26 protein-coding genes are annotated in these 24134 nt (G+C 61.5%); 13 read left to right on the top strand and 13 right to left on the bottom strand.

The features are described 5' to 3' along the window. Positions 1-113 precede the first annotated feature (113 nt). Together AC56LY_RS17855 and AC56LY_RS17850 are read left to right on the top strand one after the other, a co-directional pair. Positions 114-884 (top strand): gamma-glutamyl-gamma-aminobutyrate hydrolase family protein, encoded by a 771-nt coding sequence (locus AC56LY_RS17855; protein ID WP_499581688.1) that lies wholly within the window; start codon positions 114-116, stop codon positions 882-884. Positions 885-939: 55 nt separating this feature from the next. Beyond that, positions 940-2310, top strand: a complete 1371-nt coding sequence (locus AC56LY_RS17850) for a glutamine synthetase family protein (protein WP_183556091.1) — start codon at positions 940-942, stop codon at positions 2308-2310. A gap of 56 nt (positions 2311-2366) precedes the next feature. On the opposite strand, the gene AC56LY_RS17845 is transcribed toward AC56LY_RS17850, so the two are convergent. The 3 genes from AC56LY_RS17845 to AC56LY_RS17835 form a co-directional block, all read right to left on the bottom strand. Next, the gene (locus tag AC56LY_RS17845) at positions 2367-3809 is read right to left on the bottom strand and encodes a high affinity choline transporter 1 (protein ID WP_499581686.1); all 1443 of its coding nucleotides are present in this window, start codon (positions 3807-3809) and stop codon (positions 2367-2369) included. A 76-nt stretch (positions 3810-3885) separates the two neighbouring features. Further along, on the bottom strand, positions 3886-4620 hold the full coding sequence (locus tag AC56LY_RS17840) for a LytR/AlgR family response regulator transcription factor (RefSeq protein ID WP_499581684.1): 735 nt from the start codon (positions 4618-4620) through the stop codon (positions 3886-3888). Positions 4621-4622: 2 nt separating this feature from the next. Beyond that, the gene (locus AC56LY_RS17835) at positions 4623-5684 is read right to left on the bottom strand and encodes a sensor histidine kinase (protein ID WP_499581682.1); all 1062 of its coding nucleotides are present in this window, start codon (positions 5682-5684) and stop codon (positions 4623-4625) included. A gap of 179 nt (positions 5685-5863) precedes the next feature. Here AC56LY_RS17835 and AC56LY_RS17830 point away from each other — a divergent pair, with 179 nt between their 5' ends. Further along, a complete protein-coding gene (locus AC56LY_RS17830; RefSeq protein WP_499581680.1) occupies positions 5864-7015 on the top strand; it encodes an MFS transporter in 1152 nt (383 codons plus the stop codon). A 13-nt stretch (positions 7016-7028) separates the two neighbouring features. Here AC56LY_RS17830 and panB read toward each other — a convergent pair whose 3' ends face one another. After that, the gene (panB, locus tag AC56LY_RS17825; protein WP_499581678.1) at positions 7029-7916 is read right to left on the bottom strand and encodes a 3-methyl-2-oxobutanoate hydroxymethyltransferase; all 888 of its coding nucleotides are present in this window, start codon (positions 7914-7916) and stop codon (positions 7029-7031) included. Positions 7917-8124: 208 nt separating this feature from the next. On the opposite strand from panB, the gene AC56LY_RS17820 reads away from it, so the two are divergent. The 8 genes from AC56LY_RS17820 (at position 8125) to AC56LY_RS17785 (ending at position 13016) form a co-directional block, all read left to right on the top strand. Beyond that, positions 8125-8451 carry an ArsR/SmtB family transcription factor gene (locus AC56LY_RS17820; RefSeq protein WP_499456810.1) on the top strand — a complete coding sequence of 109 codons (327 nt, stop codon included), beginning with the start codon at positions 8125-8127 and terminating at the stop codon, positions 8449-8451. A 35-nt stretch (positions 8452-8486) separates the two neighbouring features. Continuing rightward, positions 8487-8966 carry an arsenate reductase ArsC gene (locus AC56LY_RS17815; protein WP_499581676.1) on the top strand — a complete coding sequence of 160 codons (480 nt, stop codon included), beginning with the start codon at positions 8487-8489 and terminating at the stop codon, positions 8964-8966. A gap of 56 nt (positions 8967-9022) precedes the next feature. Then, on the top strand, positions 9023-10303 hold the full coding sequence (locus AC56LY_RS17810) for an arsenic transporter (protein ID WP_499581674.1): 1281 nt from the start codon (positions 9023-9025) through the stop codon (positions 10301-10303). A gap of 15 nt (positions 10304-10318) precedes the next feature. Continuing rightward, the gene (gene arsH / locus AC56LY_RS17805; protein ID WP_499569381.1) at positions 10319-11038 is read left to right on the top strand and encodes an arsenical resistance protein ArsH; all 720 of its coding nucleotides are present in this window, start codon (positions 10319-10321) and stop codon (positions 11036-11038) included. Between the two features lie 118 nt (positions 11039-11156). Next, entirely contained in the window at positions 11157-11465 is a 309-nt protein-coding gene (locus AC56LY_RS17800) for a DUF8220 family protein (RefSeq protein ID WP_499581672.1), read from the top strand. Between the two features lie 186 nt (positions 11466-11651). After that, positions 11652-12158 (top strand): hypothetical protein, encoded by a 507-nt coding sequence (locus tag AC56LY_RS17795; protein WP_499581670.1) that lies wholly within the window; start codon positions 11652-11654, stop codon positions 12156-12158. A gap of 198 nt (positions 12159-12356) precedes the next feature. Next, the gene (locus AC56LY_RS17790; RefSeq protein ID WP_499581668.1) at positions 12357-12671 is read left to right on the top strand and encodes a hypothetical protein; all 315 of its coding nucleotides are present in this window, start codon (positions 12357-12359) and stop codon (positions 12669-12671) included. 99 nt (positions 12672-12770) lie between these two features. Next, a complete protein-coding gene (locus tag AC56LY_RS17785) occupies positions 12771-13016 on the top strand; it encodes a hypothetical protein (protein WP_499581666.1) in 246 nt (81 codons plus the stop codon). A gap of 224 nt (positions 13017-13240) precedes the next feature. Here the strand turns inward: AC56LY_RS17785 and AC56LY_RS17780 are convergent, their stop codons facing one another. The 5 genes from AC56LY_RS17780 to hda form a co-directional block, all read right to left on the bottom strand. Continuing rightward, positions 13241-13780 (bottom strand): NUDIX hydrolase, encoded by a 540-nt coding sequence (locus tag AC56LY_RS17780; RefSeq protein ID WP_499581665.1) that lies wholly within the window; start codon positions 13778-13780, stop codon positions 13241-13243. Positions 13781-13859: 79 nt separating this feature from the next. Then, positions 13860-14333, bottom strand: a complete 474-nt coding sequence (folK, locus tag AC56LY_RS17775; protein ID WP_499581663.1) for a 2-amino-4-hydroxy-6-hydroxymethyldihydropteridine diphosphokinase — start codon at positions 14331-14333, stop codon at positions 13860-13862. Further along, complete coding sequence (pcnB, locus tag AC56LY_RS17770) at positions 14330-15793, bottom strand: polynucleotide adenylyltransferase PcnB (protein WP_499581661.1); 1464 nt, start codon at positions 15791-15793, stop codon at positions 14330-14332. Before pcnB ends, folK begins: the two co-directional genes overlap by 4 nt. Then, positions 15786-16460 (bottom strand): HAD family hydrolase, encoded by a 675-nt coding sequence (locus AC56LY_RS17765; RefSeq protein WP_499581660.1) that lies wholly within the window; start codon positions 16458-16460, stop codon positions 15786-15788. Before AC56LY_RS17765 ends, pcnB begins: the two co-directional genes overlap by 8 nt. Continuing rightward, complete coding sequence (gene hda, locus AC56LY_RS17760; protein ID WP_332532771.1) at positions 16457-17140, bottom strand: DnaA regulatory inactivator Hda; 684 nt, start codon at positions 17138-17140, stop codon at positions 16457-16459. Before hda ends, AC56LY_RS17765 begins: the two co-directional genes overlap by 4 nt. A gap of 190 nt (positions 17141-17330) precedes the next feature. On the opposite strand from hda, the gene purM reads away from it, so the two are divergent. Both purM and cysC read left to right on the top strand, forming a co-directional pair. Next, entirely contained in the window at positions 17331-18374 is a 1044-nt protein-coding gene (gene purM, locus AC56LY_RS17755) for a phosphoribosylformylglycinamidine cyclo-ligase (RefSeq protein ID WP_258835832.1), read from the top strand. Positions 18375-18380: 6 nt separating this feature from the next. After that, positions 18381-18992 (top strand): adenylyl-sulfate kinase, encoded by a 612-nt coding sequence (gene cysC / locus AC56LY_RS17750; RefSeq protein ID WP_499581658.1) that lies wholly within the window; start codon positions 18381-18383, stop codon positions 18990-18992. Between the two features lie 168 nt (positions 18993-19160). Here the strand turns inward: cysC and AC56LY_RS17745 are convergent, their stop codons facing one another. The 4 genes from AC56LY_RS17745 to AC56LY_RS17730 form a co-directional block, all read right to left on the bottom strand. Beyond that, on the bottom strand, positions 19161-19418 hold the full coding sequence (locus tag AC56LY_RS17745) for a PAAR domain-containing protein (RefSeq protein WP_499455791.1): 258 nt from the start codon (positions 19416-19418) through the stop codon (positions 19161-19163). A 257-nt stretch (positions 19419-19675) separates the two neighbouring features. Further along, positions 19676-20758 carry a tetratricopeptide repeat protein gene (locus AC56LY_RS17740; protein ID WP_499581657.1) on the bottom strand — a complete coding sequence of 361 codons (1083 nt, stop codon included), beginning with the start codon at positions 20756-20758 and terminating at the stop codon, positions 19676-19678. A 42-nt stretch (positions 20759-20800) separates the two neighbouring features. After that, a complete protein-coding gene (locus AC56LY_RS17735; RefSeq protein ID WP_499581655.1) occupies positions 20801-22429 on the bottom strand; it encodes a tetratricopeptide repeat protein in 1629 nt (542 codons plus the stop codon). Between the two features lie 41 nt (positions 22430-22470). Further along, a complete protein-coding gene (locus AC56LY_RS17730) occupies positions 22471-24099 on the bottom strand; it encodes a tetratricopeptide repeat protein (RefSeq protein ID WP_499581654.1) in 1629 nt (542 codons plus the stop codon). Positions 24100-24134 lie beyond the last annotated feature (35 nt).

Genomic DNA, 24134 nt, shown 5'->3' with positions numbered 1-24134 from the left:
AAACGTGTGGGCTGCCTCAGCCGAATGAAGTTAAGCTTTTGACATGAAATTTCCCCCGCGCCCGACCCGTTGACTGCCTTGTGGTCGCGCGCCTCAAAGAGAAGGACAACACCATGCGCCCTATCGTAATCGTCCCCGCATGCACGCGTGATTTCGGCGAACATCCGTATCACGCCGCCCAGCACAAGTATGTCGACGCCGTCACCCTGGGCGCCGATTGCGCCTCGCTGATCCTGCCATCGTCCGGCGAATCGCTGGACCTGGAAACCATCTTCGGCACGATCGACGGCATCATGCTGACCGGCTCGGCCTCCAATGTGCATCCCAGCTACTACTCGGAAGAAGTGCTGGATCGAACGCTGCCGCAAGACCCGGCGCGCGACCAGACCACCTTGCCCCTGATCCGCGAAGCGGTGCGCCGCGGCGTGCCAATCATCGCCATCTGCCGCGGCTTCCAGGAGATGAACGTGGCCCTCGGCGGCAGCCTGCACCAGGCGGTGCAGACGGTCGTGGGTAAGTTCGATCACCGCGAAAAAGCCGAGCTCGGCATGGATGAGCAATACGGCGACGCGCACAACGTCACGGTCACGCCCGGCGGCATGCTCGAAGGAATCCTCGGCGCGGCCGAGATTCCCGTGAACTCGCTGCACGGGCAGGGCGTCAATGAACTGGCGCCGGGCCTGTCGGTCGAAGCCGTGGCCGAAGATGGCCTGGTGGAAGCGTTCACCGTGTCGACCTCGCCCGGCTTCACGCTGGCCGTGCAATGGCATCCCGAGTGGCGCATCCAGCACAACCCGTACTCGATGAAGATGTTCCGCGCTTTTGGCGACGCCTGCCGCGCTTACCGCGAGCAACGCCTGACTGGCGACTCGCTGTTGAAATGACCCGGCGCGCCCGGCATGAAGCGGGCGCGCAATCGATTACCGATATGAGGCAATGATGGCAATACGTGAAAATTTCAGTTATACCGATATGGACGAGTGGCTCGATGCAAAGCGGGTCACCGAAATCGAATGCCTGGTGCCCGATCTGACCGGCGTTGCACGTGGCAAGATCCTGCCGCGCGTGAAGTTCACGGACGACCGTGGCATGCGCCTGCCCGAAGTCGTGCTGGGCATGACCGTGACCGGCAATACGCCGGAACGCGACGACGCCTACGAGCGCGCCATCTCGAGCATCGACCGCGACATGATCCTCAAGGCCGACCCCACCACCATCACGATGGTGCCGTGGGCTGTCGACCCGACCGCGCAAGTGATCCACGACTGCTATTACGCCGACGGCCGCCTGGTCGACTTCGCGCCGCGCAGCGTGCTGCGCCGCGTGCTCAAGCTGTACGAGCAGCGCGGCTGGAAGCCACTGGTGGCGCCGGAACTCGAGTTTTACCTCACGGCCAAGAACATCGATCCCGACCTGCCGCTGGTGCCGCCGATCGGCCGCAGCGGCCGCGCCGAAACGAGCCGCCAGGTCTACAGCATCGACGCGGTCAATGAGTTCGATCCGCTGTTCGAGGACATCTACGATTACTGTGAGCTGATGAACCTCGACGTCGACACGCTGATCCACGAGATCGGCGCCGGCCAGATGGAAATCAACTTCCAGCATGGCGAGCCGCTGGGCCTGGCCGACAAGGTGTTCTACTTCAAGCGCACGCTGCGCGAAGCAGCGCTCAAGCACGACATGTACGCGACCTTCATGGCCAAGCCGATGGCCAACGAGCCGGGTTCGGCAATGCACGTGCACCAGAGCGTGATCGATGGCGAAACGGGCAAGAACATCTTCAGCACCGAAGACGGCGCGCCGTCCGAGCTGTTCCACCACTATATCGGCGGCCTGCAGCGCTACATGCCGTCGGCGATGGCGATCGTCGCGCCGTACGTGAACTCGTACCGCCGCATCGTGCGCCACACGGCTGCGCCGATCAATCTGCAGTGGGGAATCGATAACCGCACCGTGGGTATCCGGGTGCCGGTGTCGGGTTCGCAGGACCGCCGCGTGGAGAACCGCGTGATCGGCGCCGACGCCAACCCGTACCTGGCGCTGGCGATCACGCTGGCCTGCGGCTACCTGGGGATGGTCGAAGCGATCGAGCCATCAGCGATGGTGGAAGGCAGTGCTTACGACATGCCGGTGGACCTGCCGCAAGGGCTGTCCGAGGCGATCACGGTGCTGCGCCGCGAAGACCGCCTGCGCGACGTGCTGGGCGAGCGTTTCATTGACGTCTACACGGCCGTCAAGGACCTGGAACATCAGGAGTTCATGCGGGTGATCAGTCCTTGGGAACGCGAGCATTTGTTGCTGCACGTTTGATCGGATGACTGGTTGAACGCGTGGACGGCGGAGCCGTCCACGCGTTCAACCACGGCTTACGCCGCCACTTCGCGTCGATTGACCAGCACCTGCGGCGCCAGCGACCCGACGACCATGCCGACGAACGCCATGATCAACCCGGCCAGCTGCCCCGGGAATTGCACGCCCCACCCCGTGACCTGCTCGAAGAACAGCACCCACGTCATCAAGCCGCCCGCGATCGACAGGATCGCACCTTGGGTCGTCGCGCGCTTCCAGTACAGCCCCATCACCAGCGGCACAAACGCGCCCACCAGCGGCACCTGATACGCGCTCGAGACCAGCTCGTAAATCGACGTACCTTCCATCGCGATTGCATACAACAGCACAAGCGTGGCGAAGATCACGATCGTGACGCGCATCGCCAGCAGCTGCTGGCGGTCGGTCATGCCGGGCCGGATGTTCTTGAGGATGTTCTCGACAAAACTCGTCGACGGCGCCAGCAGCGTAGCCGACGACGTGCTCTTGATTGCCGAGAGCAGGGCGCCGAAGAACAGGATCTGCATCACCAGCGGCATCTTGGTCATCACGAACGTGGGCAGCAGGCGCTGGTAGTCGTTCTGCGCGATCTCGAGCGCCTGGCTGCCCATCACCACCACGGCAGCGGCCACGATGAACATCGGGACAAACGCGAACAGGATGTAGCTCACGCCGCCGATCACGGCGCCGGTGCGCGCGGTCGGGGCGTCCTTGGCTGACATCACGCGCTGGAACACGTCCTGCTGCGGGATCGAGCCGAACATCATCGTCACGGCCGCGGCAATGAAGAACATGATGTCGGTAAAGCTCGGTTCGGGCCACACGCGCCACAGGTCGGCGTTCTGCGCCATCGCCATCACGTTACCGGCACCGCCGGCCAGGTCGGCCGCGAACCAGGCAATCACGCTCATGCCCACGACCAGCACGATCATCTGGATGAAGTCCGTGATCGCCACGGCCAGGAAACCACCCACGACCACATAGATCAGCACCGTCAGCGTGCCCACGATCATGCCGGCAGCCGGCGACATCGCGCCGGCCGTCAGGACCGAAAACACCAGGCCCAGTGCGGTGATCTGCGCGGCCACCCAGCCGAGATAACTCATGATGATCGCGACCGAGCAGAAGATCTCGATGCCCTTGCCGTAGCGCTGGCGGTAGTAATCACCGATCGTGAGCAGGTTGAGTTTATACAGCTTGGTGGCGAAGAACAGGCCCACCAGCACCAGGCACATGCCAGCCCCGAACGGATCTTCGATCACGGCGTTCAGGCCGCCCTGAACGAACTTGGCCGGGATGCCCATCACGGTTTCGGCGCCGAACCAGGTCGCAAACGTGGTGGTGATCACCATGACCAGCGGCAGGCTGCGCCCGGCGACGGCAAAGTCGCTGGTGTTCTTGATCCGCGTGCCCGCCCACATGCCGAGAGCCAGCGTGCCGAGCAGATAAAGCACGACGAAGGTGATCAAAGTGAGGTTCATGCAGTAGGTGCTCCGAGGCCAGGAAATTTATGAGCGGAAAATTCCGCGATTATAAATCCGAAACCTGGCCGGCGGCCTAAATTGCCATCTCGCGCAACAGTCGGGAAGCCTCACGGTTGGCGCCGATGCAGGTCCCGTCGCGCATGAAGATCTGCAGCTGCGACTGGTCGTCCGCGCGCATCGATTCGACGAAGTCCAGGTTCACCAGCGCCGAGCGGTGCACGCGGATGAAACGGCGTGGATCGAGCTGCGCTTCGAGTTCCGACATCCCGATGCGCACCAGGAAATGCTGGCCGCGCGCGGCGATCACGGTGTACTTCGAATCGGCCTTCATGTATTCGATCTCGTGCGCAGCGAGCGGAAAGATGCGGCCGCGATCGCGCACGAGGATGCGATCGAGCGGCGCCGGCCCCGCACTGGCGCGCACCAGCGCATCTTCGACGGCGGCGCGTTCGGACCGCGCGCCATCGAGCAGGCGCGCCACGCTGTCGGCAAAGCGCGCCCGCGTGAATGGCTTGAGCAGGTAGTCGACGGCGTGCAGTTCGAACGCTGCCACCGCATAGTGATCATAAGCGGTGGTGAAGACGATCTGCGGCAGGTAGTCGAGCTGGCGCAGCACCTCGAGGCCCGTCATCTCGGGCATCTGGATATCCATGAACACGACGTCGGGCCGCAGCGCCCCGATGCGCGCCAGCGCGCTCGCGCCATCGGCGGCTTCGCCCACCAGCCGCAGGCCCGGGTGGGCGTAGATGGCGTCGCGCAGCACGTCGCGTGCGAGCGGTTCGTCTTCGGCGAAAAATACGGTCTTCATGGTCATGGCGTTGTGGGCACGGTGACGCAGGCGGCAAAGCCGGCGCCGGGTTGGGAGTCGATGCGCAGCGCGGCGCGGCCGGCGTAGTCGAGGTCCAGGCGCCGGCCGATGGTGCGGATGCCCAGGCCGGGCGAGGCCTCGATCGTGGCCGCTGCGGCGCCAGGGCCATCGTCACGGACCGTCACGCGCAGCAGGCCGGTCGCGGGTTCGCGCCGGCTCTCGATGCGCAGGACGCCATGGCGGGTGAACGGATTGAACGCGTGCTTGATGCTGTTCTCGACCAGCGGCTGCAGGCTCAGGGCCGGCACGAGGCAATCGCCCAGGTCGGGGTCGAGATCCCACTCGACCCGCAGGCGCTCGCCCAGGCGCAGGCTTTCCAGCTCCAGGTAGTCGCGCACGAAATCGAGTTCGGCGTCCAGCGTGACGCGGTCGATGCCGGCGCGCTCGGTGTCGAGCACGTAGCGCAGCATGTTCGAAAACTGGAACAGCGCCGTCTCGGCCGCCTCCGGATTGCGCCCGGTGAGGGCGATGATCGAGTGCAGCGTATTGAACAGGAAGTGCGGATTGAGCTTGCTGCGCAGCGCGCCCAGTTCGCTCGCCACCAGCAGCGTCTGCGCCTGTTGCGTGGCGAGGGCCTGGCGCTGGGTCGCGGCGTTGGCGCGCACCAGGTGAAACACGCCGGCCACCACCGCGTAGCTCATCATGTTGTACAGGAAGGGCCACAGGTGCCAGGACAGCGGATGGGGTGGCGGGTTCTGCGTCACCACCAGCACCGTGTGCGCATAGGTGGCAAATGCCACTGCCGCCAAGACATGGATGACGAAGCGCTGCACACCGGGCACGGCGCGCCGTTCGAACCGGCCACTGAGCGGCCAGAGCAGGGCCAGCATCGCAGCCGATGGCGCAATGCTCACAAAGGCTCGCCAGAAGAGGGATGGGTCGAGGCGGCCCGCCAGCAGGGTGTCGGCCTGCATTACCAGCGCAATCACCAGCATGTAGCTCAGCCAGGCAGCGATGTACAGGCGCCACATCGGTGACAGTGAGGAAGACTTGGTCGTGGTCATCTGTCGAGTATCGCGCAGAACGGCTGGGTTGCGGCGGGTCTTGCGCCGAAATGCGGGAATCCTGCGCGAACTGCAAGAACGTGGCTACGAGGTGATGATGCCGGCACCCTTGCCAGGGATTGCACGCCTCACTACAGTAGCTGTACTGAAGTAGCCGTACTGAACCAGAAAGGTATCGCATGACCCACGCATCTACCCTCGACCGACGCAGCATCGACGCGGCGCGCTGGGCCATCTCCACCGTGTTTCTTCTTAATGGCGCAGGCATCGGCCTGTGGGCCGCGCACGTGCCGACCGTGCAGGCGCGCATGGGGATCGACACCGGCATGCTGAGCATGGTGCTGCTGACCGTCGCCGGCGGCGCGTTGCTGGCGATGCCGCTGATGGGCGGCCTGACCGGGCGCTGGGGCACGCGCCGCATGGTGCTGCTGTCGGGCTTTGCGTTTGCGGCGATGACGCCCCTGATCATGGGCGCGCCGAGTCTGCCGCTGCTGTTCATCGCCGCGTTCCTGTTCGGCGTCAGCAACGGTGCGCTGGACGTCGCGATGAACGCCAACGCGAGCGAAGTCGAAACCGCGCGCGGCTTGCCGACGATGTCGTCGTTCCATGGCTTCTTCAGCCTCGGTGGCCTGTTTGGCGCCGGCATTGGCGGGCTGCTGGTCGGGCAGGGCCTGGGACATGGGCAGGGCGCGCTGATGGTCGGCGTGGTCACGGCGGTCGTGCTGGCGCTGTCCGCGCCGCGCGTGATGGGCTTTGCAGCCACGCATGGCGCGGGCAGTCACTTCTCGCTGCCGCGCGGCGCGGCATTGAGCCTGGGCCTGTTGGCGCTGCTGTGCTTTGCGGTGGAAGGAGCGCTGGTCGACTGGAGTGCCTTGCTGATGGAAGAACGCACTGGCGCCACGCCGGCATCGGCGGCGCTGGGCTTCTCGGCGTTTTCGATTGCGATGGCGGCGTGCCGCTTCGCCGGCGACCGGCTGATCGTGCGCTTCGGCGCGCTGCGCATCATGGTCGTTGGCGGCCTGGCGATGTTCGCCGGGCTGGCGCTGGCAGTGGCCAGCACGCACTTCGTGCTGTCGGCGGTCGGTTTTGCGCTGGTGGGACTGGGCGCGGCGAACGTGGTGCCGCTGCTGTTCGGGGCCGCCGCGCGCATCCCCGGTATGAGCGCCGGGAATGGCGTGGCAGCGGTGGCCACGCTGGGCTACGGTGGATTGCTGCTGGCGCCGCCAGTGCTGGGCTGGGTCGCCATGCACTCGAGCATCATGGTGGCACTGGGCGCGCTGTCGTTGTCGGGCCTCGTGATCGCCCTGAGCGCCCGTGTGATCCGGCGCTAGGGCGTTATCACGATCAGAAGCAGTGCTCGGCAGCCGGGAAGCTGCCATCCTTCACAGCTGCGACGTAGCTCGTGACGGCCGCGTCGATGCTGGTCTGGCCATCCATGAAGTTCTTCACGAAGCGCGCTTTGCGGCCTGGGAACACGCCCAGCAGATCGTGCATCACCAGCACCTGGCCCGAGCAATCGGGACCGGCGCCGATGCCGATCGTCGGCACCGACAGCAGCTCGGTAACTTCCTTGCCCAGCGCTGCGGGCACCGCTTCGATCAGGATCAGCGCCGCGCCGGCCGCCTGCAGCGCCAGCGCATCGTTCTTGAGGCTGTCGGCGCCCGCGTCGGTCTTGCCCTGCACGCGGAAACCACCCAGCTGGTGCACGAACTGCGGCGTCAAGCCAATGTGCGCGCACACCGGAATGCCTCGTTCGACCAGCAGGCGCACGGTATCGGCCAGCCAGGCGCCGCCTTCGATCTTGATCATCTGCGCGCCGGCGCGCATCAGTTGCACGGCGCTGTCATAGGCTTGCTGCGGGTTGCCGTAGGCGCCGAATGGCATGTCGGCCAGCACCAGTGCGTGCTCGTTGCCGCGTGCGACCGAGGCCGTGTGATAGACCATGTCGGCCACCGTCACCGGCAGCGTCGAATCGTGACCGGCGCAGACCATGCCGAGCGAATCGCCGATCAGCAGGATCTCGACGCCGCAGCGGTCCATCAGCGACGCGAAGCTGGCGTCGTAGCAGGTCAGCATCGCGATCTTGTTGCCGGCTGCGCGCATGGCCAGCAGCGATGGCACGGTGACGGCTTTCGGCGTTGCCGGTACGGGGGCCGCGGGCGCGGGCACAGCGGCTGGCGTAGGTGCACCTGCGCCAGCCGTCATCTCGTTACCCTGCAAATAACCACTCATGAAGAAATCCTTTAAAACGATACGTCCTGGCGCCTAGTGTAATGCGGCGCCTGCGAAGCTGCAGTCAGCGCGCATTCTACTGCAGCCTGCCTTTCCTGACACGGCCACCCCCATGTCATCAAGCCGTCAAAATACTTCAATATTCTTTGAATTGTTGTACCGTTCGTCTATCATTCTCATATCTTGTAATGCATCAATCGGGAACGCCATGGATACCAAAGCCACACTTGCCGCCCTGTCAGCCTTGTCGCAGGGGAGCCGCCTTGCGATTTTCCGGCTGCTGGTCCAGGTGGGTCCGGCCGGGCTGGCTGCCAGCCGGATTGCCGAGCACCTCGATGTGCAGCCTTCGGCGCTGTCGTTTCATCTGAAAGAACTGTCGCACGCAGACTTGCTGTCGTCACGACAGGACGGGCGCTTCGTGATCTATTCAGCCAACATCGCGACGATGAATGGCTTGGTCGGCTTTCTGACCGAGAACTGCTGCGGCGGCGTTCCGTGCGACGCGGCCACGGGCGATGCCTGCAAGCCGCACTGACGCTGCACATGACCTTTAACCAGACCAACCATCTTATGAACATTCTCTTTCTCTGCACCGGCAATTCGTGCCGCTCCGTCCTCAGCGAGGGCACGTTCAACCATCTGGCGCCCGAGGGGTGGCAGGCAATCAGTGCAGGCAGCCAGCCGACGGGCACGCTGCATCCGCGCGCCGTCGCGCTCCTGCACCGCAAGGGCATCTCGACCGAGGGCTACTACAGCAAGTCGTGGGACGACTTGCCGGTCACGCCCGATATCGTCGTGACCGTCTGTGGCAGCGCCGCTGGGGAGACCTGTCCTGCCTACCTCGGCCCGGTGCTGCGGACGCACTGGGGCCTGGACGATCCAGGTCACGTCGTCGGTACCGACGAACAAATCGAAGCGGCGTTCGAGCGTACTTATGCCATCATCCTGGCCCGCACGCATGCCTTCCTGGCGCTGCCGCTGGAGGAATTGCAAGCTGACCGCAACCGGTTCAAGGCCGAGCTCGACCGCATCGGCACCCTGTTGCCCTGAGCGGCATCCGGGACTGCCGACGCTGTATTTGATTGACCTGTTCACTAGGACCCTTTGTGCTGATCGCATCACTGATTTTTCTCGCAACACTCGTTTTGGTCATCTGGCAGCCCCGGGGACTGGGCATCGGCTGGAGCGCCACGGCCGGCGCTGCGGTCGCGCTGCTGACCGGTGTCATTCACGTTGCCGACATCCCGGTGGTGTGGGCCATCGTCTGGAATGCGACGGGTGCATTCGTCGCCATCATCATCATCAGCCTGCTGCTGGACAAGGCGGGCTTCTTCGAATGGGCGGCCCTGCACGTTGCGCGCTGGGGCAAGGGCAATGGCCTGCGGCTGTTCATCCTGCTCGTGCTGCTGGGCGCCGCGGTGTCGGCCCTGTTTGCCAACGATGGCGCAGCGCTGATCCTGACGCCGATCGTGATCGCAATGCTGCTGGCGCTGCGCTTCACGCCCAAGGCCACGCTGGCCTTCGTCATGGCGGCCGGCTTCATCGCCGATACGGCCAGCCTGCCGCTGGTCGTGTCGAACCTCGTCAACATCGTCTCGGCCGACTATTTCGGCATCAGCTTCGCCCGCTACGCGTCGGTGATGGTGCCGGTCAATCTGGTCGCGGTGGCGGCAACACTTGGCGCGCTCATCTGGTTCTTCCGCAAGGACATCCCGGCGGACTACGACATGGCGCAATTGAAGCATCCAGGCGACGCCATCCATGACCGGGCAACGTTCATCACCGGCTGGTGGGTGCTGGGGATCCTGCTGGTCGGTTTCTTCTGGCTTGACGACATGGGCGTACCGATCAGCGCCGTGGCCGCGGCCGGCGCAGCACTCCTGCTGGCGGTGGCCGCGCGCGGGCACCGCATCTCGACCCGCGCCGTGCTGCGCGATGCGCCGTGGCAGATCGTGATCTTTTCGCTCGGCATGTATCTGGTCGTGTATGGCCTGAGGAATGCAGGGCTGACGGTGTATCTGACTGAGCTGTTGAACTGGTGCGCGCAATACGGTGTCTGGGGCGCCGCGCTTGGCACCGGCTTCATCACGGCGATCCTGTCCTCGATCATGAACAATCTGCCGTCGGTGCTGGTGGGCCTTTTGGCCATCGACGCCACCACGACCAGCGGCGTGGTGCGTGAGGCCATGGTGTACGCGAACGTCATCGGCGCGGACCTCGGCCCGAAAATCACGCCGATCGGCAGCCTGGCCACCCTGCTGTGGCTGCATGTGCTGGCGGCGAAGGATATCCGGATCTCGTGGGGCTACTACTTCCGGGTGGGTATCGTGCTGACGCTGCCGGTCCTGTTCGTTACCCTGTGCGCGCTTGCGCTGCGCCTGAGCTAAGAAAGGCTACCCGCCATGAACGACACCATCCCGAACCTGCCAAATATCCGGCCCGAGCTGCTGGACATGCCGACCGTCGACAAGCTCGAGCCGGTGGGCGACATGAATCATCCGCCGCGCATCCTGCTGCTGTACGGTTCACTGCGCGAACGCTCGTTCAGCCGCTTTCTCACCTTCGAGGCTGCGCGCATCCTCGAGCACTTCGGCGCCGAGGTAAAAATATTCGATCCGATGACCTTGCCGATGGTGGGCAGCGTGCCGGAGACGCACCCGAAAGTGGTCGAGCTGCGCGCGTTGTGCCTGTGGTCGGAAGGCCAGGTCTGGTGCAGCCCCGAACGCCATGGCACGGTGACGGGCGTGATGAAGAACCAGATCGACTGGATCCCGCTGGAGCAGGGCGCTGTGCGCCCGAGCCAGGGCCGGACGCTGGCCGTGATGCAGGTCTGCGGCGGGTCGCAATCGTTCAACGTCGTCAACACGCTGCGCCTGCTAGGGCGCTGGATGCGCATGATCACGATTCCGAACCAGTCGTCGGTACCGATGGCGTACAAGGAATTCGATGACGAAGGCCGGATGCGGCCCTCGGCGTATTACGACCGCGTGGTGGATGTGATGGAGGAGCTGGTCAAGTTCACGCTGCTGACCCGGGGCCGCAGCGACTATCTGACCGACCGTTATAGCGAGCGTAACGAGCGTGCGCTCAAGGCGATTGACCGGCAGATCGGGAAAATTTGAACGACATCGATTTTAGTCTGGCGCAGCTGCGGGCGAACGATAAAGTTCGACACAAGAGGCGAGGGCGGACATGCTTTGGCGAACTTCCGCCTTCGGCCAAAAGCGGAAAGGATGGAACGTGAAGAATATTCAGATTTTTGATGGCGCCGATAACGCAGTCTATGACATCTTTGCTGCAGCTGATGAAGAATTCGCCCTTATCTTCCCAGACGGCACAGACGTAGCCTTTATCGATGAGGTCTATCAAAACCAGCCATCGGAAGCCTTAAATGCAGCCTTCACAGCGATCTGGAAACGCCGTGTCCCCAAGCGCGAAGCAATGGGCATTCACGGCATCCTCTTTTACGAGCGTGAGCACAAGAAGATCTACTATCCTACGCGTCGCGATGAGCAGGCAATCAATCCAGACGGTTCAAAACTAAGATAGCGAAGGTCCACAATCGGTCGGAACCGGTCCTTTATGCCAGTCTGCAATTTTGCGGCCTTGATGGGCTGCTATGCTGGTCTGAAGGGCCGAGATCGGCCAGAAGCAGTCGTTCAAGAAAACGTGAATACGTCAGGCACCTGGCGTTGGCAGCATCGTTGAATCGGTCATCATCCGATGGAATCACAGATGAGTTTCGAAACCGTACGTCAAATTCTTTGTATCCGTGACGGCGACCTTCCTGACATCGATTTCGATTTCGGGCAGAAGCCGGTTGTCGGTGATGCATACGCCATTATTCAAGGCCGTGCTACTCATTTGGTGTCAAGGTCCGCTTATTACTGGTCACGCAGTAGAAGCGAAGAATGTGTGATTAGTTTTGGTGAAAATCCTGCACTTGCCGTTCTTACGGGCGAGGCCGAGCCGTTCCACGTCGTGTTTGGCGGGCTACGGTCCGCGAGTGGCGCACCAATTCCCGACTTAGGTGTCTTCGTTTGGGAAACTTCTATCACCTTGGACTATAGAGGGGGACCGGATTGGGATGACCCTGCAATACTTGGGCTATTTGAGATCATGCGGGATCTAAAAGCACTTGCGAAGCGTGCAACGATTTCTCACACCGGTAACATATATGAAACTGAAAAGGAGATCCTGCTCTCCGCGTTCCACGCCTGGTCAGACGCTCTTGGGAATTAGGCCAGCTCCGATTACGGATGGGTCAAGGTCTGCCTCGGGTCGGGTCCGGCTTTTCGTTACAGTCCGCGAACGTCCGCAGTGGGTCGGTACCGGCCTGTCGCGGCCACCGCCGAATTTTCAACGGGCAACCTGCTATGCTGGCTCGACCGACCGAATTCGGCCAGAAGCGGACATGCATAACGACTCTAAAGGGACGTAATGGACGTACTTCCAGTGACGATTGAGCGATTCGTTGACGACCACTTTCCCGGTTTCGTGGAGTGCATCTTGCTTGACTCTGACGACTGCTCACATCGTTTCGTTGAGAAAGTTCCTGTCGTAACTACTGCAAACCTGTCGCTCGACAGCGCCTATCCTCAGCCAGGTTGTATCGCTTGCGTGGTTGAAGACGAATGGATTGATGAGCGAGGGCGGCCACTGGCCCGCGTCAGCACTACCAATCCATGGGGTATCGAATCGACAACTGGCGATACAACCTTTACGGTCCTGCGCAACCAGATTGAGCGTGTGTGATGCCGTCTGCTTTGAGTCGGGAGCTGCCGTACACCTGGAGGGCAGAAACCGGCCAAACGCAATCGTTCGTGTCGAGACAAAGATTTGCCGGGAGAATGGATGCTAGATCCGACAATCAAGCTCTATGACGCTGTCAGGATCACGGAGTTACGGCAGCCCGTCCGTTCTGACTTGGGCGCCGGTGACATTCGCAAGCCGCAGGTTGGTGACGTCGCATGGGTCATCGAGATTTACGAAAATCCACCGGGGTACGAGTTGGAATGCAGCGACAAGGACGGTACGACCGAATGGTTGCAGGGATTCGGGGCGGAAGAAATCAAGCTTGAGAAGCTCGTCAAAGCATAGTGCTCATAGAGCTTGGCATGTCCGCTTCGGGGCGCATCCGGTCCTCCATGACAGTCTGCGACTTTCCGCTCCTGGCGACCTGCTATGCTTGAAATGAACGGCTGCCATCGGCCTTGGATTCAACCGGTCGAATAGGGCGAAGTAACCAGCAGGTTGCGTCAAACTTTATCTGCATGCCCAGCATGTCGACATCGTTCGACTTATAGCAGATCTTGTGTCGAACTTTATTGTTCGCCCACAGCAGCGTCTGCCGCCAGCATGGCCAGCGCGTACCTGAGCATCCACGTTTCACGCGCGATCGACAGCCCCATGTGCGCCGGCTTGGTGCCGAGTATCCGCTCGTTGTGTTCGATGGCGGTATCGATATCGATCCAGCGCGGCACCATGCCGTTGGCCACCTCGTACGCTTCGGGCGAGGTCTCGCCCAATTCGCCGTCAACGTGGCAGCGATAGAAGTGCGAGCGCATGAACAGCACGTCGTAGCCACTTTTCAGCGGCGGGCGATGCTCGTCGAGATAGCCGACATAACCCTCGACGGTAACGTTGGCGGCGCCCGTTTCTTCCAGCAGTTCGCGGCGCAGGCCGTCGATCGGGTCTTCTCCCGCATCCAGCCCGCCACCCGGGAAGCTGTAGTCATCGTAACGGCGGGTATACAGCAGCAGAATGTCGCGGCCACGCAGGATGATGGCGCGCACGGCCTGCCGTTCGAAGATGGTGCCTTCGAGCGAGACGCCGGGATGGGTCAGTGTATGCAGCAGCGTCACAAAAGCTCCTGGTATTTCATGAAAGTGGGCGCCGTGGCCTCAAGGCCATGACCGGCACGCCGCGTCTGGCGTACAGGTATCAGTCGAGTCTGGCGATCGTCTGGCCGGCCACCAGTTGCGCGAAGTCGCGTGCAGCGCCGTGGCCCGGGATCACGATGTCCGGCGCGATTTCCAGCAGCGGCGCGATCACGAACGCGCGTTCGTGCATGCGTGGATGCGGCACGCTCAGGGTATCGGTGGCGATCGTCTCATCACCGTACAGCAGCAGGTCGAGGTCGAGCGTGCGCGGGGCGTTGTGGTACGGGCGCTCGCGGCCATGGGCCTGTTCGATCGCTTGCAGCGCCGCCAGCAGTTCGTGCGCGCCAAGCGACGTATCCAGGCAGGCCACGGCATTGATGTAATCGTCGCCGCTCGAGTCGATCGGGGCGGTGCGGTACATGCTGGACGTGTGCACCAGCATGCCGCCGTCCATGCGCGCCAGGCGCGCGAGCGCGTCGAGCACATTGCCACGCGCGTCGCCCAGGTTCGCACCGATGCCGATATAGGCGATCATTTGCCGCGCATGGCCCGGTACTTGGCTTCTTCGTGCGCCGCATAGGCGGCGTCGCGGGCCCGGTCTTCGGCGGTCAGGCCATCGTCAGGGTCCGGCGCGCGCATGGTGTCGCCCGCATCGCCTTCGCCGCCGCTCTTGCGCGGCGCGCGGCGTGGCCGGCGCTTCTTGGCCGGGCCACCTTCGCGCTCGCGCGAGACAGCCACTTCGACCAGGCGCTCGCGGTCACCGCCTTCGGCGGCATAGAAATCGGTCCACCAGTCGCCGATCTCCATGTCGAGTTCACCCGATTCGCAGCGCAGCAGCAGAAAGTCGTAGCCGGCGCGGAAGCGCGGGTGTTCGAGCAGCTTGTACGGCGCGCGGCCGGCGCGGCGCTCGAAGCGCGGCTGCATGGCCCAGATGTCGCGCATGTCGGTGGCGATGCGGCGTTGCAGCGCCAGGTTCTCGGTCTGTGTTTCGAGCACGTCGTCCGCCGCCAGGTGCAGGGCAGGGATCGGCGACTCGCCGCCGGCGACATACGCCGTCCACTTTTCGAGTACCTGGTGCCACAGCAGCGACGCAAACAGGAAGCCCGGCGAGACACCCTTGCCGGCCTTGATGCGGTTGTCGGTGGATTCGAGTGCCAACGTGACGAACTTCATGCCGATCGGCTGCTCGAGCACGACGTCCAGCAGCGGCAGCAGGCCGTGGTGCAGGCCGGCTGAGCGCAGTTGCTGCAGGCACGCCAGCGCGTGGCCCGACATGAGCAGCTTGAGCATCTCGTCGAACACGCGCGCAGCCGGCACGTTGTCGATCAGCGGCGCCATGACAGGGATCGGCGCCAGCGTGGCCTGCTCGATCGAGAAGCCCAGCTTGGCCGCGAAGCGCACGACGCGCAGCATGCGCACCGGGTCTTCGCGATAGCGTTCTTCGGGCACGCCGATGATGCGCAGCAGCTTGTTGCGGATGTCTTCCATGCCGCCGTGGTAATCGAGCACCTGCTGGCTGGCCGGGTCGTAGTACAGCGCGTTGATGGTGAAGTCGCGGCGCGCCGCGTCTTCGTGCTGCGGGCCGAAGCTGTTGTCGCGCAGGACACGGCCATGTTCGTCCTTCGGCGCGTTGTCGCTGCCATTGCCGCGGAAGGTGGTCACCTCGAGCAGGTCCTGGCCGAACATCACGTGCACGATCTGGAAGCGCCGGCCGATGATGAAGGCGCGCCGGAACAGTTTTTTCACCTGTTCGGGCGTGGCGTCGGTGGCGATGTCGAAGTCCTTGGGTTTGACGCCCAGCAGCATGTCGCGCACGGCGCCGCCGACGACGAAGGCCTGATAGCCGGCTTCCTGCAGCGCCTGCGTCACGCGGATCGCGTTGGACGACACGCTGCGCGGGTCGATCAAATGTTCGTCGGGGCCGAGGATGACCGGCTCGGTCGGGTCGCGCTGGTCTTTCACACCCAGGATTTTACGGATGAAGGTTTTAATCATTGAATAGTTGGATGGTTGGCCAGCCCTGTTCGCGCGCGTGGCTTGCGAGCGCCTTGCCGGGATTGGTGGCGACCGGATGGGACACGATCGACAGCAGCGGGATGTCGTTGTGCGAATCGCTGTAGAAGTAGCTGCGCCCGAAGCTGTCGAACGGCTGCCCCAGGCGTTCGAGCCAGGCGTGCATGTGAACGACCTTGCCGGGGCCCGATGTCGGCGTGCCGGCCAGGCGCCCGGTGAGCATGCCGGCCGCGTCGAATTCGGGCATCGCGGCGATGTGGTGCTCGACGCCGAAGGCCGCCGCGATCGGCGCCGTGATGAAGTGGTTGGTGGCGGTGATGATCGCCACCAGGTCGCCGGCTTCCTGGTGATCGCGCACGAGCTGGATGGCCTGCGGCGTGATGGCCGGCTCGATCACTTCGCGCATATAGCGCGCATACAGTGCGTCGAGTTCCGCGCGCGGAAACGCCGCCAGGGTGCCAAGTGCAAATTCGAGGTACTCGACCGGATCCAGCACGCCGGCATTGTACTGGGCGAAGAAGGCATCGTTGCGGGCGCGGTAGGCGTCGCCATCGACCGCGCCGACCCGCGCCAGAAATTCGCCCCATTCGTGATCGGAATCGATCGGCAGCAGCGTGTGGTCGAGGTCAAACAGGGCGAGGTTTTTCATTCTTTGGATTCGAGCGGCAGGTTTTCTTGCAACAGCAGGTCGCGCAGCAGCGGCAGCGTGACCGGGCGCTGGGTTTCAAGCGAATACTGGTCAAGCGCATCGAGCATCGTCGACAGGGAACGCATGTCGCGTTTGAAATGAGACAACAAATAGGGTAACACGCTGGCCGACAGCGTCAAACCGCGCGCCTCGGCGGCGTGCGTCAGCGCTTCGATCTTCTGGTCGTCGGACAGGCCGTGGATCTGGTACACCAGGCCCCAACCCATGCGCGTGCGCAGGTCTTCGCGCACCTGCAGCACCGCTGGCGGCACCGGGCCGGTGCAGACCATGTAGGCGCCGTGTTCGCGGATCTGGTTGAACAGCGCAAACGCATCGATCTGGCGCCGGGCACTGAGGCGATGGCAGTCGTCAAGCAGGTACAGCGTGGTGCCGGCGGCATGCACGAACTGGCTGGCCGGCGCATCGAACGGGATGTAGCGCGCGCCCGGACTGGCGGCAAGGCCGTGCAGCAGGTGGGTCTTGCCGGCGCCGGTGTCGCCCCACAGATAGGCGAAATGCTCGCGCGAGCTGCGCTCGGCGAACAGGTGCATCAGGTGCGTCAGCTCGGCATTGGCCCCGACCTGGAAGGTGTCGAGGCTCTGGGCCGGTTCGGCGCCTAAATCGAGCACCAGCTGTTTCATCGCGAGGGCCGATTCATGCCGGAAGATGGAGGAATGGGCATGCCAGTAAGGATAAGTTTTCGTTGTTATGTACGTTAAACGGCAGTGATCGGCCTATAAAAGGAATACAGGGGAAGCCGTTTTGCTAAAATAGTGGATTGACCAGTTTCGCCGGTCGCCTCCTATTTTACCGCCTCCGCTGCCAAATACCATGAACCAACCATCTAATGTTTCTCTCTCCTACCGCGATGCGGGTGTTGATATCGATGCCGGCGACGCGCTGGTCGAAGCGATCAAGCCACTTGCCAAGCGCACCATGCGTGAGGGCGTACTGGGCGGGATCGGCGGCTTCGGCGGTCTGTTCGAAATCAGCAAGAAGTTCAAGGAGCCGGTCCTGGTCTCGGGAACCGACGGCGTGGGCACCAAGCTGCGCCTGGCGTTCGAGCTGAATCGCCACGACACGGTCGGCATCGACCTGGTGGCCATGAGCGTCAACGACATTCTGGTCCAGGGCGCCGAGCCGCTGTTCTTCCTCGACTACTTCGCCTGCGGCAAGCTGGACGTGGCCACCGCCACCGCCGTGGTCAAGGGCATCGCCCTGGGCTGCGAACAGTCGGGCTGCGCGCTGCTGGGCGGCGAAACCGCCGAAATGCCGGGCATGTACCCGGACGGCGAATACGACCTGGCCGGCTTCGCCGTCGGCGCCGTCGAAAAGTCGCAGATCATCGACGGCAGCAAGATCGTGCCGGGCGACGTGGTGCTGGGCCTGGCCTCGTCGGGCATCCACTCCAACGGTTACTCGCTGGTGCGCAAGATCATCGAAGTGGCCAAGCCTGACCTCGACGGCGACTTCCACGGCCGCAAGCTGGCCGACGTGCTGATGGCGCCAACCCGCCTGTACGTCAAGCCACTGCTGGCGCTGATGGCATCGATGGAAGTCAAGGGCCTGGTCCACATCACCGGCGGCGGCCTGGTCGAGAATATCCCGCGCGTGCTGCAGGATCACCTGACGGCCGTGCTGGATGGTTCGTCGTGGACGATGCCGCCGCTGTTCCAGTGGCTGCAGCAGCACGGCGGCGTGGCTGACGCCGAAATGCACCGCGTGTTCAACTGCGGCATCGGCATGACCGTCATCGTCTCGAAAGAGAACGCCGACGCCGCCTTCGCCCAGCTCGAAGCGGCTGGCGAGACCGTGTATCGCATCGGCGAAATCCGCGCCCGCGCCGACGGCGAAGCGCAAACCATCGTCGTCTAAACCGCGATGACACCCCTGGCGCCGTCCCTGTCCATTCGCGACGAGGAACGGCGCCAGCGGGCCGGCCACGGCGGCGCCGTGGTCTGGATCACCGGCCTGTCCGGCGCTGGCAAGACCACGCTGGCCGACGCACTTCAACGCATGCTGTTCGACCTGGGCTGCCAGGTATTCGCGCTCGATGGCGACAAGGTTCGGAGCGGCCTGTGCGCCGATCTCGGTTTTTCTCTCCCTGAACGTTCTGAAAACATTCGCCGCATCGGTGAAGTGGCGCACCTGTTCTGTCAGGCCGGCCAGATCGTGATCGTCTCGGCCATTTCGCCCATGCGCGCAGACCGCGCCCGCGTGCGCGCGCTGGTGCCGGCGCCGCAGTTCATCGAAGTGTATTGCCGCTGCCCGCTGGCGGTGTGCGAGGCGCGCGATCCGAAAGGGTTGTACCGGCGGGCACGGGCAGGGCAGTTGGCGGAGTTTACGGGGATTTCATCGCCGTATGAGGCGCCTCAGGCGCCTGAGGTGGTTGTTGATAGTGCTGCTGCATCGGTTGATGATGGGGTGGGTAAGGTGCTGGCCAGGCTGCGGCAGATGAAGATTATCAAGGCCGCCCAATACCAAGGCGGGTAGATTCCTGCCCAGCTTCTTGTTGGCGTATTTGTCGATGTTGCTGTCTTAATTTGAATCTTGTTCAGGGCAGCGCAAGATCGACAGCCTGACATCCAGTCCTTGCGCGCGTCGATGCACTTTCAGTGCTGGCAAATAAACGTCTTCAGCTTTTGTTGACCGCCAACGTGCCTATTTTATGGACGCTATCAAATGAGCACCGCACGCTGTTGAGTCACCATCGTATGCATATGGTTTGCCTTTGTGCCGCGCGCCGCTGCCGTCAGGTTTGATCGCGAAATTACCTTTGCATTTTGGGCAAAAAGTCATGTCGGCGGACAGCGCCGCCTCGACTCCCATGACAATGGTTCCAGAAGACACGGCGATGACCTTTCCGCCATGATCGGTCATATCATTGAGGCGAATGACGCCGCGGCCCATGTGTTTCATAACTGCTCCTTATGGTGTGCAAAGTGAGAATCTGAAATCGGGTTCTTGCCCGGTGCCGCCACGATTGGGCAAGGTCTTGCAACATGGCGGTCACTTCCTCGAAAGAGCGAGTGGATGGCTCTGCTCCTCATTCGTTGCGGACATCGCGGCAGGTCGAAGGCTTTTCCGGGTTGGTTTCCTGCGAATGACCCTTTGGTTTACCTTGCTTTGTCTTCGCTCGTGATCAAGTCATATGCGACATCAAGGTAGTGCTGGCCTTACCGTTGAGGGGTAGCGCTTGATTTTGGCTCTGATGGTCGACTTGTCACGCCTTTTGCAGTATCAATGAGCGTCTGTTTGTCGCCATTCCACGGCGAGAGCGGTGCGGGTGGTAAGGGAAGTACCTTGTCGAGGTTGGGAAAGCGCAGCAAGGGATTAAGCTCGAGAGCGTTGTGGAGTACAGCATAGCGCTCGGATCGGGCTTCATCGAGATGTGGAACGAGCATATCGGCCAAGTCGTGTGGGTTTCGGAACTCGACGGACAGACTTCGCGCGCAATCCGAGCAGCCGAGGCTTACTCCGCCGTGCAAAGTTGTTAATGCTAGCGCTTTAGTCTCCGCTGTTCGTGGCCCTGAGATTTTACCATTTGGTGCACGTGGTTTTCCTCGAAGGTTTGCTAATTTATATGCAGCAGGGCCATAGCCTTGAAGCAACGCACACTCCAGCATCTTGGTCGCAACCGGGATGTTGGCCCAGAATCCATCGATCGGGCTATCCCATGTTGCGGAGGTCATATTGCCGAGATAGGCCATTGCCTGTGGATTACCCATCTCGGCCGCCTTTTGCCAGAATGAATATGCCTTGGTAACGTCACCAGCCACGCCAACACTATTCAAGTAAAAGGTGCCCATTCGATCATAGGCTGCAGGAATGCCGAGCTGCATCGCCTGCTCGACCAGAGCGAGCGCTTCCGCTTCGCCACGAGGTGGATCACGATTTTCGAGATAATGGCTGGCCAAGTTGAGCATCGCTTTCCAGTGATGACGTTCCGCAGCTTGACGCGTCAACTGAACAATTTTCTTGTAGTCGCGGTCTTCTCCCCATGCATCTGGATCGTCCAGCGACTTGGCTTCCTGGGACCATAATTCGGCTTGTGCATCGATGGGCGGCACCTTGGTTGCTTCGATCTGGCAAGTGAAACTAGAGCGATGCGGATTGAATAGGGGCAGTTTTTCGTTGCGGGGCAGTGCTTGGGTTGCCTTGTATTGGTTTCGTACAATGCTTAACGCGTTGAAAGAGCAGACCAGGAAAACCACCGTCAGCAGGCCGTATGCGATCTTGCGAAGCAGAGGTAATGTCATTGGCAGCTCGATGTCTCGTTGAGAGGTGAGAGCTTTTCCCGGTCAACCCAGGTTCGGTGCAGCGCTGTCCATCAGATGCCATGTCAGCTCATCCGGATCGAAGGGGAGATAGCCGCTATTTACAAGCTGCGGAAACGGTTGCTCGGCGACCACCCAGACCTGGCGCCACGGTTGGTTGACGACTTGATGCAGTGGGTGTTCTGTTGAAAGCCAAGGTTGCCAGGTGCCAGTGACCGGACACGTCTTGAGCGCATTGCAGGACCGTTGCGATTGTATGCGTATGACTTCGCGCGTCATGCCGGTAGCGGCGACTGGGTTGACTACGCCATGGTCGTGGCGGACTGTTAGGAAACGCTGCCACGTTAACTCTGGGATGGCTCTGCTTCCGATTCCTTTCGGATATCGCGGCAGGTCGAACGCCTCTCCCGGCTGATACAGGCCTGGCGGAATGTCTTTGAGCCAAGTCTGCACCTGCACCGACTCGGATGGCGCGGTGGCTTGCCAGTATCCTGCAAATGGCGCTTCGGTTCCCCTTGCCTTGTCTTCGCTCGGGATCAAATCATATGTGGCATCAAGGTAGTACCGGCCTTGCCGTTGAGAGGCAGCGCTTGATTTTATTTCCGATGGTCGATTTGTCGCGCCTTTCGCGGCATCGATGAGCGTCTGTTTGTCGCCATTCCACGGCAAGAGCGGTACGGGCGGTAATGGAAGCACCTTGTCAAGGTTAGGAAAGCGCAGCAGGGGATTGAGATCAAGGGCGTCGTGAAGTACGGCATAGCGCTCGGATCGGGCTTGATCGAGATGCGGAACTAGCATATCGGCTAAGTCATGTGGGTTCCCGAACTGAACTGACAGCCTTCTCGCGCAATCATTGCAGCCAAATTTCACACCCTTTTGCAAAATCAGCAGGGCTAACGCTTTGTCTTCGAATGTTTGCTCGCCCGAAATTTTACCGTCTGTTGCACGAGGCGATCCTCGAAGCCGGGCAAGAGTAAGAGCAGCCGGGCCATAACCTTGAAGCAGCGCGCAATCCAGCATTTTGGTTGCAATAGGAATATTGGCCCAGAATCCATCGTTTGGGCTATCCCATGTGGCAGATATCATGTCTCCCAGATAGGCCATCGCTTGCGGATTCCCCAATTCAGCTGCCTTTTGCCAGAAGGCATGGGCTTTGGTCACGTCTCTGGAAACCCCGATGCCATTCATGTAAAAGGTCCCCATGCGATCATAGGCGGCGGGAACGCCAAGCTGCATTGCTTGCTCGACCAGAAGCAGTGCTTCGGATTCGCCGTGAGGTGGATCTCTATTTTCCAAATAAAGGCTGGCTAAGTTAAGCATCGCTTTCCAATGGAGCCGTTCTGCTGCCTGGCGTGTCAAATGGACGACTTTCTTAAAGTCCCGGTCTTCTTCCCATGCATCTGGATCGTCAAGCGACTTGGCTTCCTGGAACCATAATTCGGCCTGTGCATCGATGGACGGCACCTTGGTTGCTTCGATCTGGCAAGTGAAGCTAGAGCGGTGCGGATTAAAGAGGGGCAGTTTTTCGTTGCGGGGCAGGGCTTGGGTCGCCTTGTATTGGTCTCGTACAATGCTTAATGCGTTGAAAGAGCAGACCAGGAAAACCACCGTCAGCAGGCCGTATGCGATCTTGCGAAGCAGAGGTAATGTCATTGCCAGCTCGATGTCTCGTTGAGAGGTGGAAGCTTTCCCGGTCAACCCAGGTTTGGTGCAACGCTATCCATCAGATGCCATGTCAGCTCATCCGGATCGAAGGGAAGGTAGCTGCCATCTACAAACTGCGGAAACAATTGCTCGCCGACCACCCAGGCCTGGCGCCACGGTTGGTTGACGACTTGATGCAGTGGGTGTTCTGTTGAAAGCCAAGGTTGCCACGTGCCAGTGACCGGACACGTCTTGAGCGCATTGCAGGACCGTTGCGGTTGTGTGCGTATGACTTCGCGCGTCATGCCGGTAGCGGTGACTGGGTTGACTACGCCGTGGTCGTGGCGGACTGTGAGGAAACGCTGCCACGTTAGCTCCGGGATGGCTCTGCTCCCCATTCCTTGCGGATATCGCGGCAGGTCGAACGCCTCTCCCGGCTGGTACAGGCCTGGCGAAATATCTTCAAGCCAGGTCTGCACCTGCGCCGACTCGGATGGCGCGATGGCTTGCCAGTATCCTGCGAATCGAGCTTCGGTTCCCCTTGCCTTGTCTTCGCTCGGGATCAAATCATATGTGGCATCAAGGTAGTACCGGCCTTGCCGTTGAGAGGCAGCGCTTGATTTTAGCTCCGAGGGTCGATTTGTCACGCCTTTCGCGGCATCGATGAGAGTCTGTTTGTCGCCATTCCACGGCAAGAGCGGTGCGGGCGGTAATGGAAGCACCTTGTCAAGGTTAGGAAAGCGCAGCAGTGGATTAAGATCAAGGGCGTCGTGAAGTACGGCATAGCGCTCGGATCGGGCTTGATCGAGATGCGGAACGAGCATGTCGCCCAAGTCATCCGGCTTTCGAAATTCTATGGACAGATCTCGCGCGCAATCGGAGCAACCAAACTTCACCCCGGTATGTAGGGTCTTGAGTGCTAAAGCCTTGGTATTAAATGTTCGCGGTCCTAGAATCTTTCCATCACTTGCACGTGGCCATGCTTGAATATAGAACAAACTATAAGCAGCAGAACCATGTCCCTGAGAAAGAGAGCATTCCAACATCTTCGTCGCAACCGGAATGTTTGCCCAGAACCCCTCGCTGGGACTATCCCATGTTGCTGCCATCATGTCGCCGAGATAAGCCATCGCATGCGGATTACCCATTTCAGCCGCCTTTTGCCAAAATGCATATGCCTTGGTAGCGTCACCAGCCACGCCAACACTATTCAAGTAAAAGGTTCCCATTCGATCATAGGCTGCAGGAATGCCGAGCTGCATCGCCTGCTCGACCAGAGCGAGCGCTTCCGCTTCGCCACGAGGTGGATCACGATTTTCGAGATAAAGGCTGGCCAAGTTGAGCATCGCTTTCCAGTGATGACGTTCGGCAGCTTGACGCGTCAACTGAACAATTTTTTTGTAGTCGCGGTCTTCTCCCCATGCATCTGGATCATCCAGCGACTTGGCTTCCTGGAACCATAATTCGGCTTGTGCATCGATGGGCGGCACCTTGGTTGCTTCGATCTGGCAAGTGAAACTAGAGCGATGCGGATTGAAGAGGGGCAGTTTTTCGTTGCGGGGCAGTGCTTGGGTTGCCTTGTATTGGTCTCGTACGATGCTTAATGCGTTGAAAGAGCAGACCAGGAAAGCCATCGTCAGCAGGCCGTATGCGATCTTGCGAAGCAGAGGTAATGTCATCGGCAGCTCGATGTCTCATTGAGAGGTGGGAGCTT

It is taken from the genome of Telluria sp. ZT3P25, from assembly GCF_059685895.1.
The sequence above is the reverse complement of the archived record's forward strand: the minus strand, read 5'-3'. Positions and strand labels throughout refer to the sequence as shown.

Bases quoted from the DNA above. Each gene is read 5' to 3' on its own strand.
- AC56LY_RS17855 (WP_499581688.1), top strand. From the start codon at position 114: ATGCGCCCTATCGTAATCGTCCCCGCATGCACGCGTGATTTCGGCGAA.
- AC56LY_RS17850 (WP_183556091.1), top strand. From the start codon at position 940: ATGGCAATACGTGAAAATTTCAGTTATACCGATATGGACGAGTGGCTC.
- AC56LY_RS17845 (WP_499581686.1), bottom strand. From the start codon at position 3,809: ATGAACCTCACTTTGATCACCTTCGTCGTGCTTTATCTGCTCGGCACG.
- AC56LY_RS17840 (WP_499581684.1), bottom strand. From the start codon at position 4,620: ATGAAGACCGTATTTTTCGCCGAAGACGAACCGCTCGCACGCGACGTG.
- AC56LY_RS17835 (WP_499581682.1), bottom strand. From the start codon at position 5,684: ATGACCACGACCAAGTCTTCCTCACTGTCACCGATGTGGCGCCTGTAC.
- AC56LY_RS17830 (WP_499581680.1), top strand. From the start codon at position 5,864: ATGACCCACGCATCTACCCTCGACCGACGCAGCATCGACGCGGCGCGC.
- panB (WP_499581678.1), bottom strand. From the start codon at position 7,916: ATGAGTGGTTATTTGCAGGGTAACGAGATGACGGCTGGCGCAGGTGCA.
- AC56LY_RS17820 (WP_499456810.1), top strand. From the start codon at position 8,125: ATGGATACCAAAGCCACACTTGCCGCCCTGTCAGCCTTGTCGCAGGGG.
- AC56LY_RS17815 (WP_499581676.1), top strand. From the start codon at position 8,487: ATGAACATTCTCTTTCTCTGCACCGGCAATTCGTGCCGCTCCGTCCTC.
- arsH (WP_499569381.1), top strand. From the start codon at position 10,319: ATGAACGACACCATCCCGAACCTGCCAAATATCCGGCCCGAGCTGCTG.
- AC56LY_RS17795 (WP_499581670.1), top strand. From the start codon at position 11,652: ATGAGTTTCGAAACCGTACGTCAAATTCTTTGTATCCGTGACGGCGAC.
- AC56LY_RS17790 (WP_499581668.1), top strand. From the start codon at position 12,357: ATGGACGTACTTCCAGTGACGATTGAGCGATTCGTTGACGACCACTTT.
- AC56LY_RS17785 (WP_499581666.1), top strand. From the start codon at position 12,771: ATGCTAGATCCGACAATCAAGCTCTATGACGCTGTCAGGATCACGGAG.
- folK (WP_499581663.1), bottom strand. From the start codon at position 14,333: ATGATCGCCTATATCGGCATCGGTGCGAACCTGGGCGACGCGCGTGGC.
- pcnB (WP_499581661.1), bottom strand. From the start codon at position 15,793: ATGATTAAAACCTTCATCCGTAAAATCCTGGGTGTGAAAGACCAGCGC.
- AC56LY_RS17765 (WP_499581660.1), bottom strand. From the start codon at position 16,460: ATGAAAAACCTCGCCCTGTTTGACCTCGACCACACGCTGCTGCCGATC.
- hda (WP_332532771.1), bottom strand. From the start codon at position 17,140: ATGAAACAGCTGGTGCTCGATTTAGGCGCCGAACCGGCCCAGAGCCTC.
- purM (WP_258835832.1), top strand. From the start codon at position 17,331: ATGAACCAACCATCTAATGTTTCTCTCTCCTACCGCGATGCGGGTGTT.
- cysC (WP_499581658.1), top strand. From the start codon at position 18,381: ATGACACCCCTGGCGCCGTCCCTGTCCATTCGCGACGAGGAACGGCGC.
- AC56LY_RS17745 (WP_499455791.1), bottom strand. From the start codon at position 19,418: ATGAAACACATGGGCCGCGGCGTCATTCGCCTCAATGATATGACCGAT.
- AC56LY_RS17740 (WP_499581657.1), bottom strand. From the start codon at position 20,758: ATGACATTACCTCTGCTTCGCAAGATCGCATACGGCCTGCTGACGGTG.
- AC56LY_RS17735 (WP_499581655.1), bottom strand. From the start codon at position 22,429: ATGACATTACCTCTGCTTCGCAAGATCGCATACGGCCTGCTGACGGTG.
- AC56LY_RS17730 (WP_499581654.1), bottom strand. From the start codon at position 24,099: ATGACATTACCTCTGCTTCGCAAGATCGCATACGGCCTGCTGACGATG.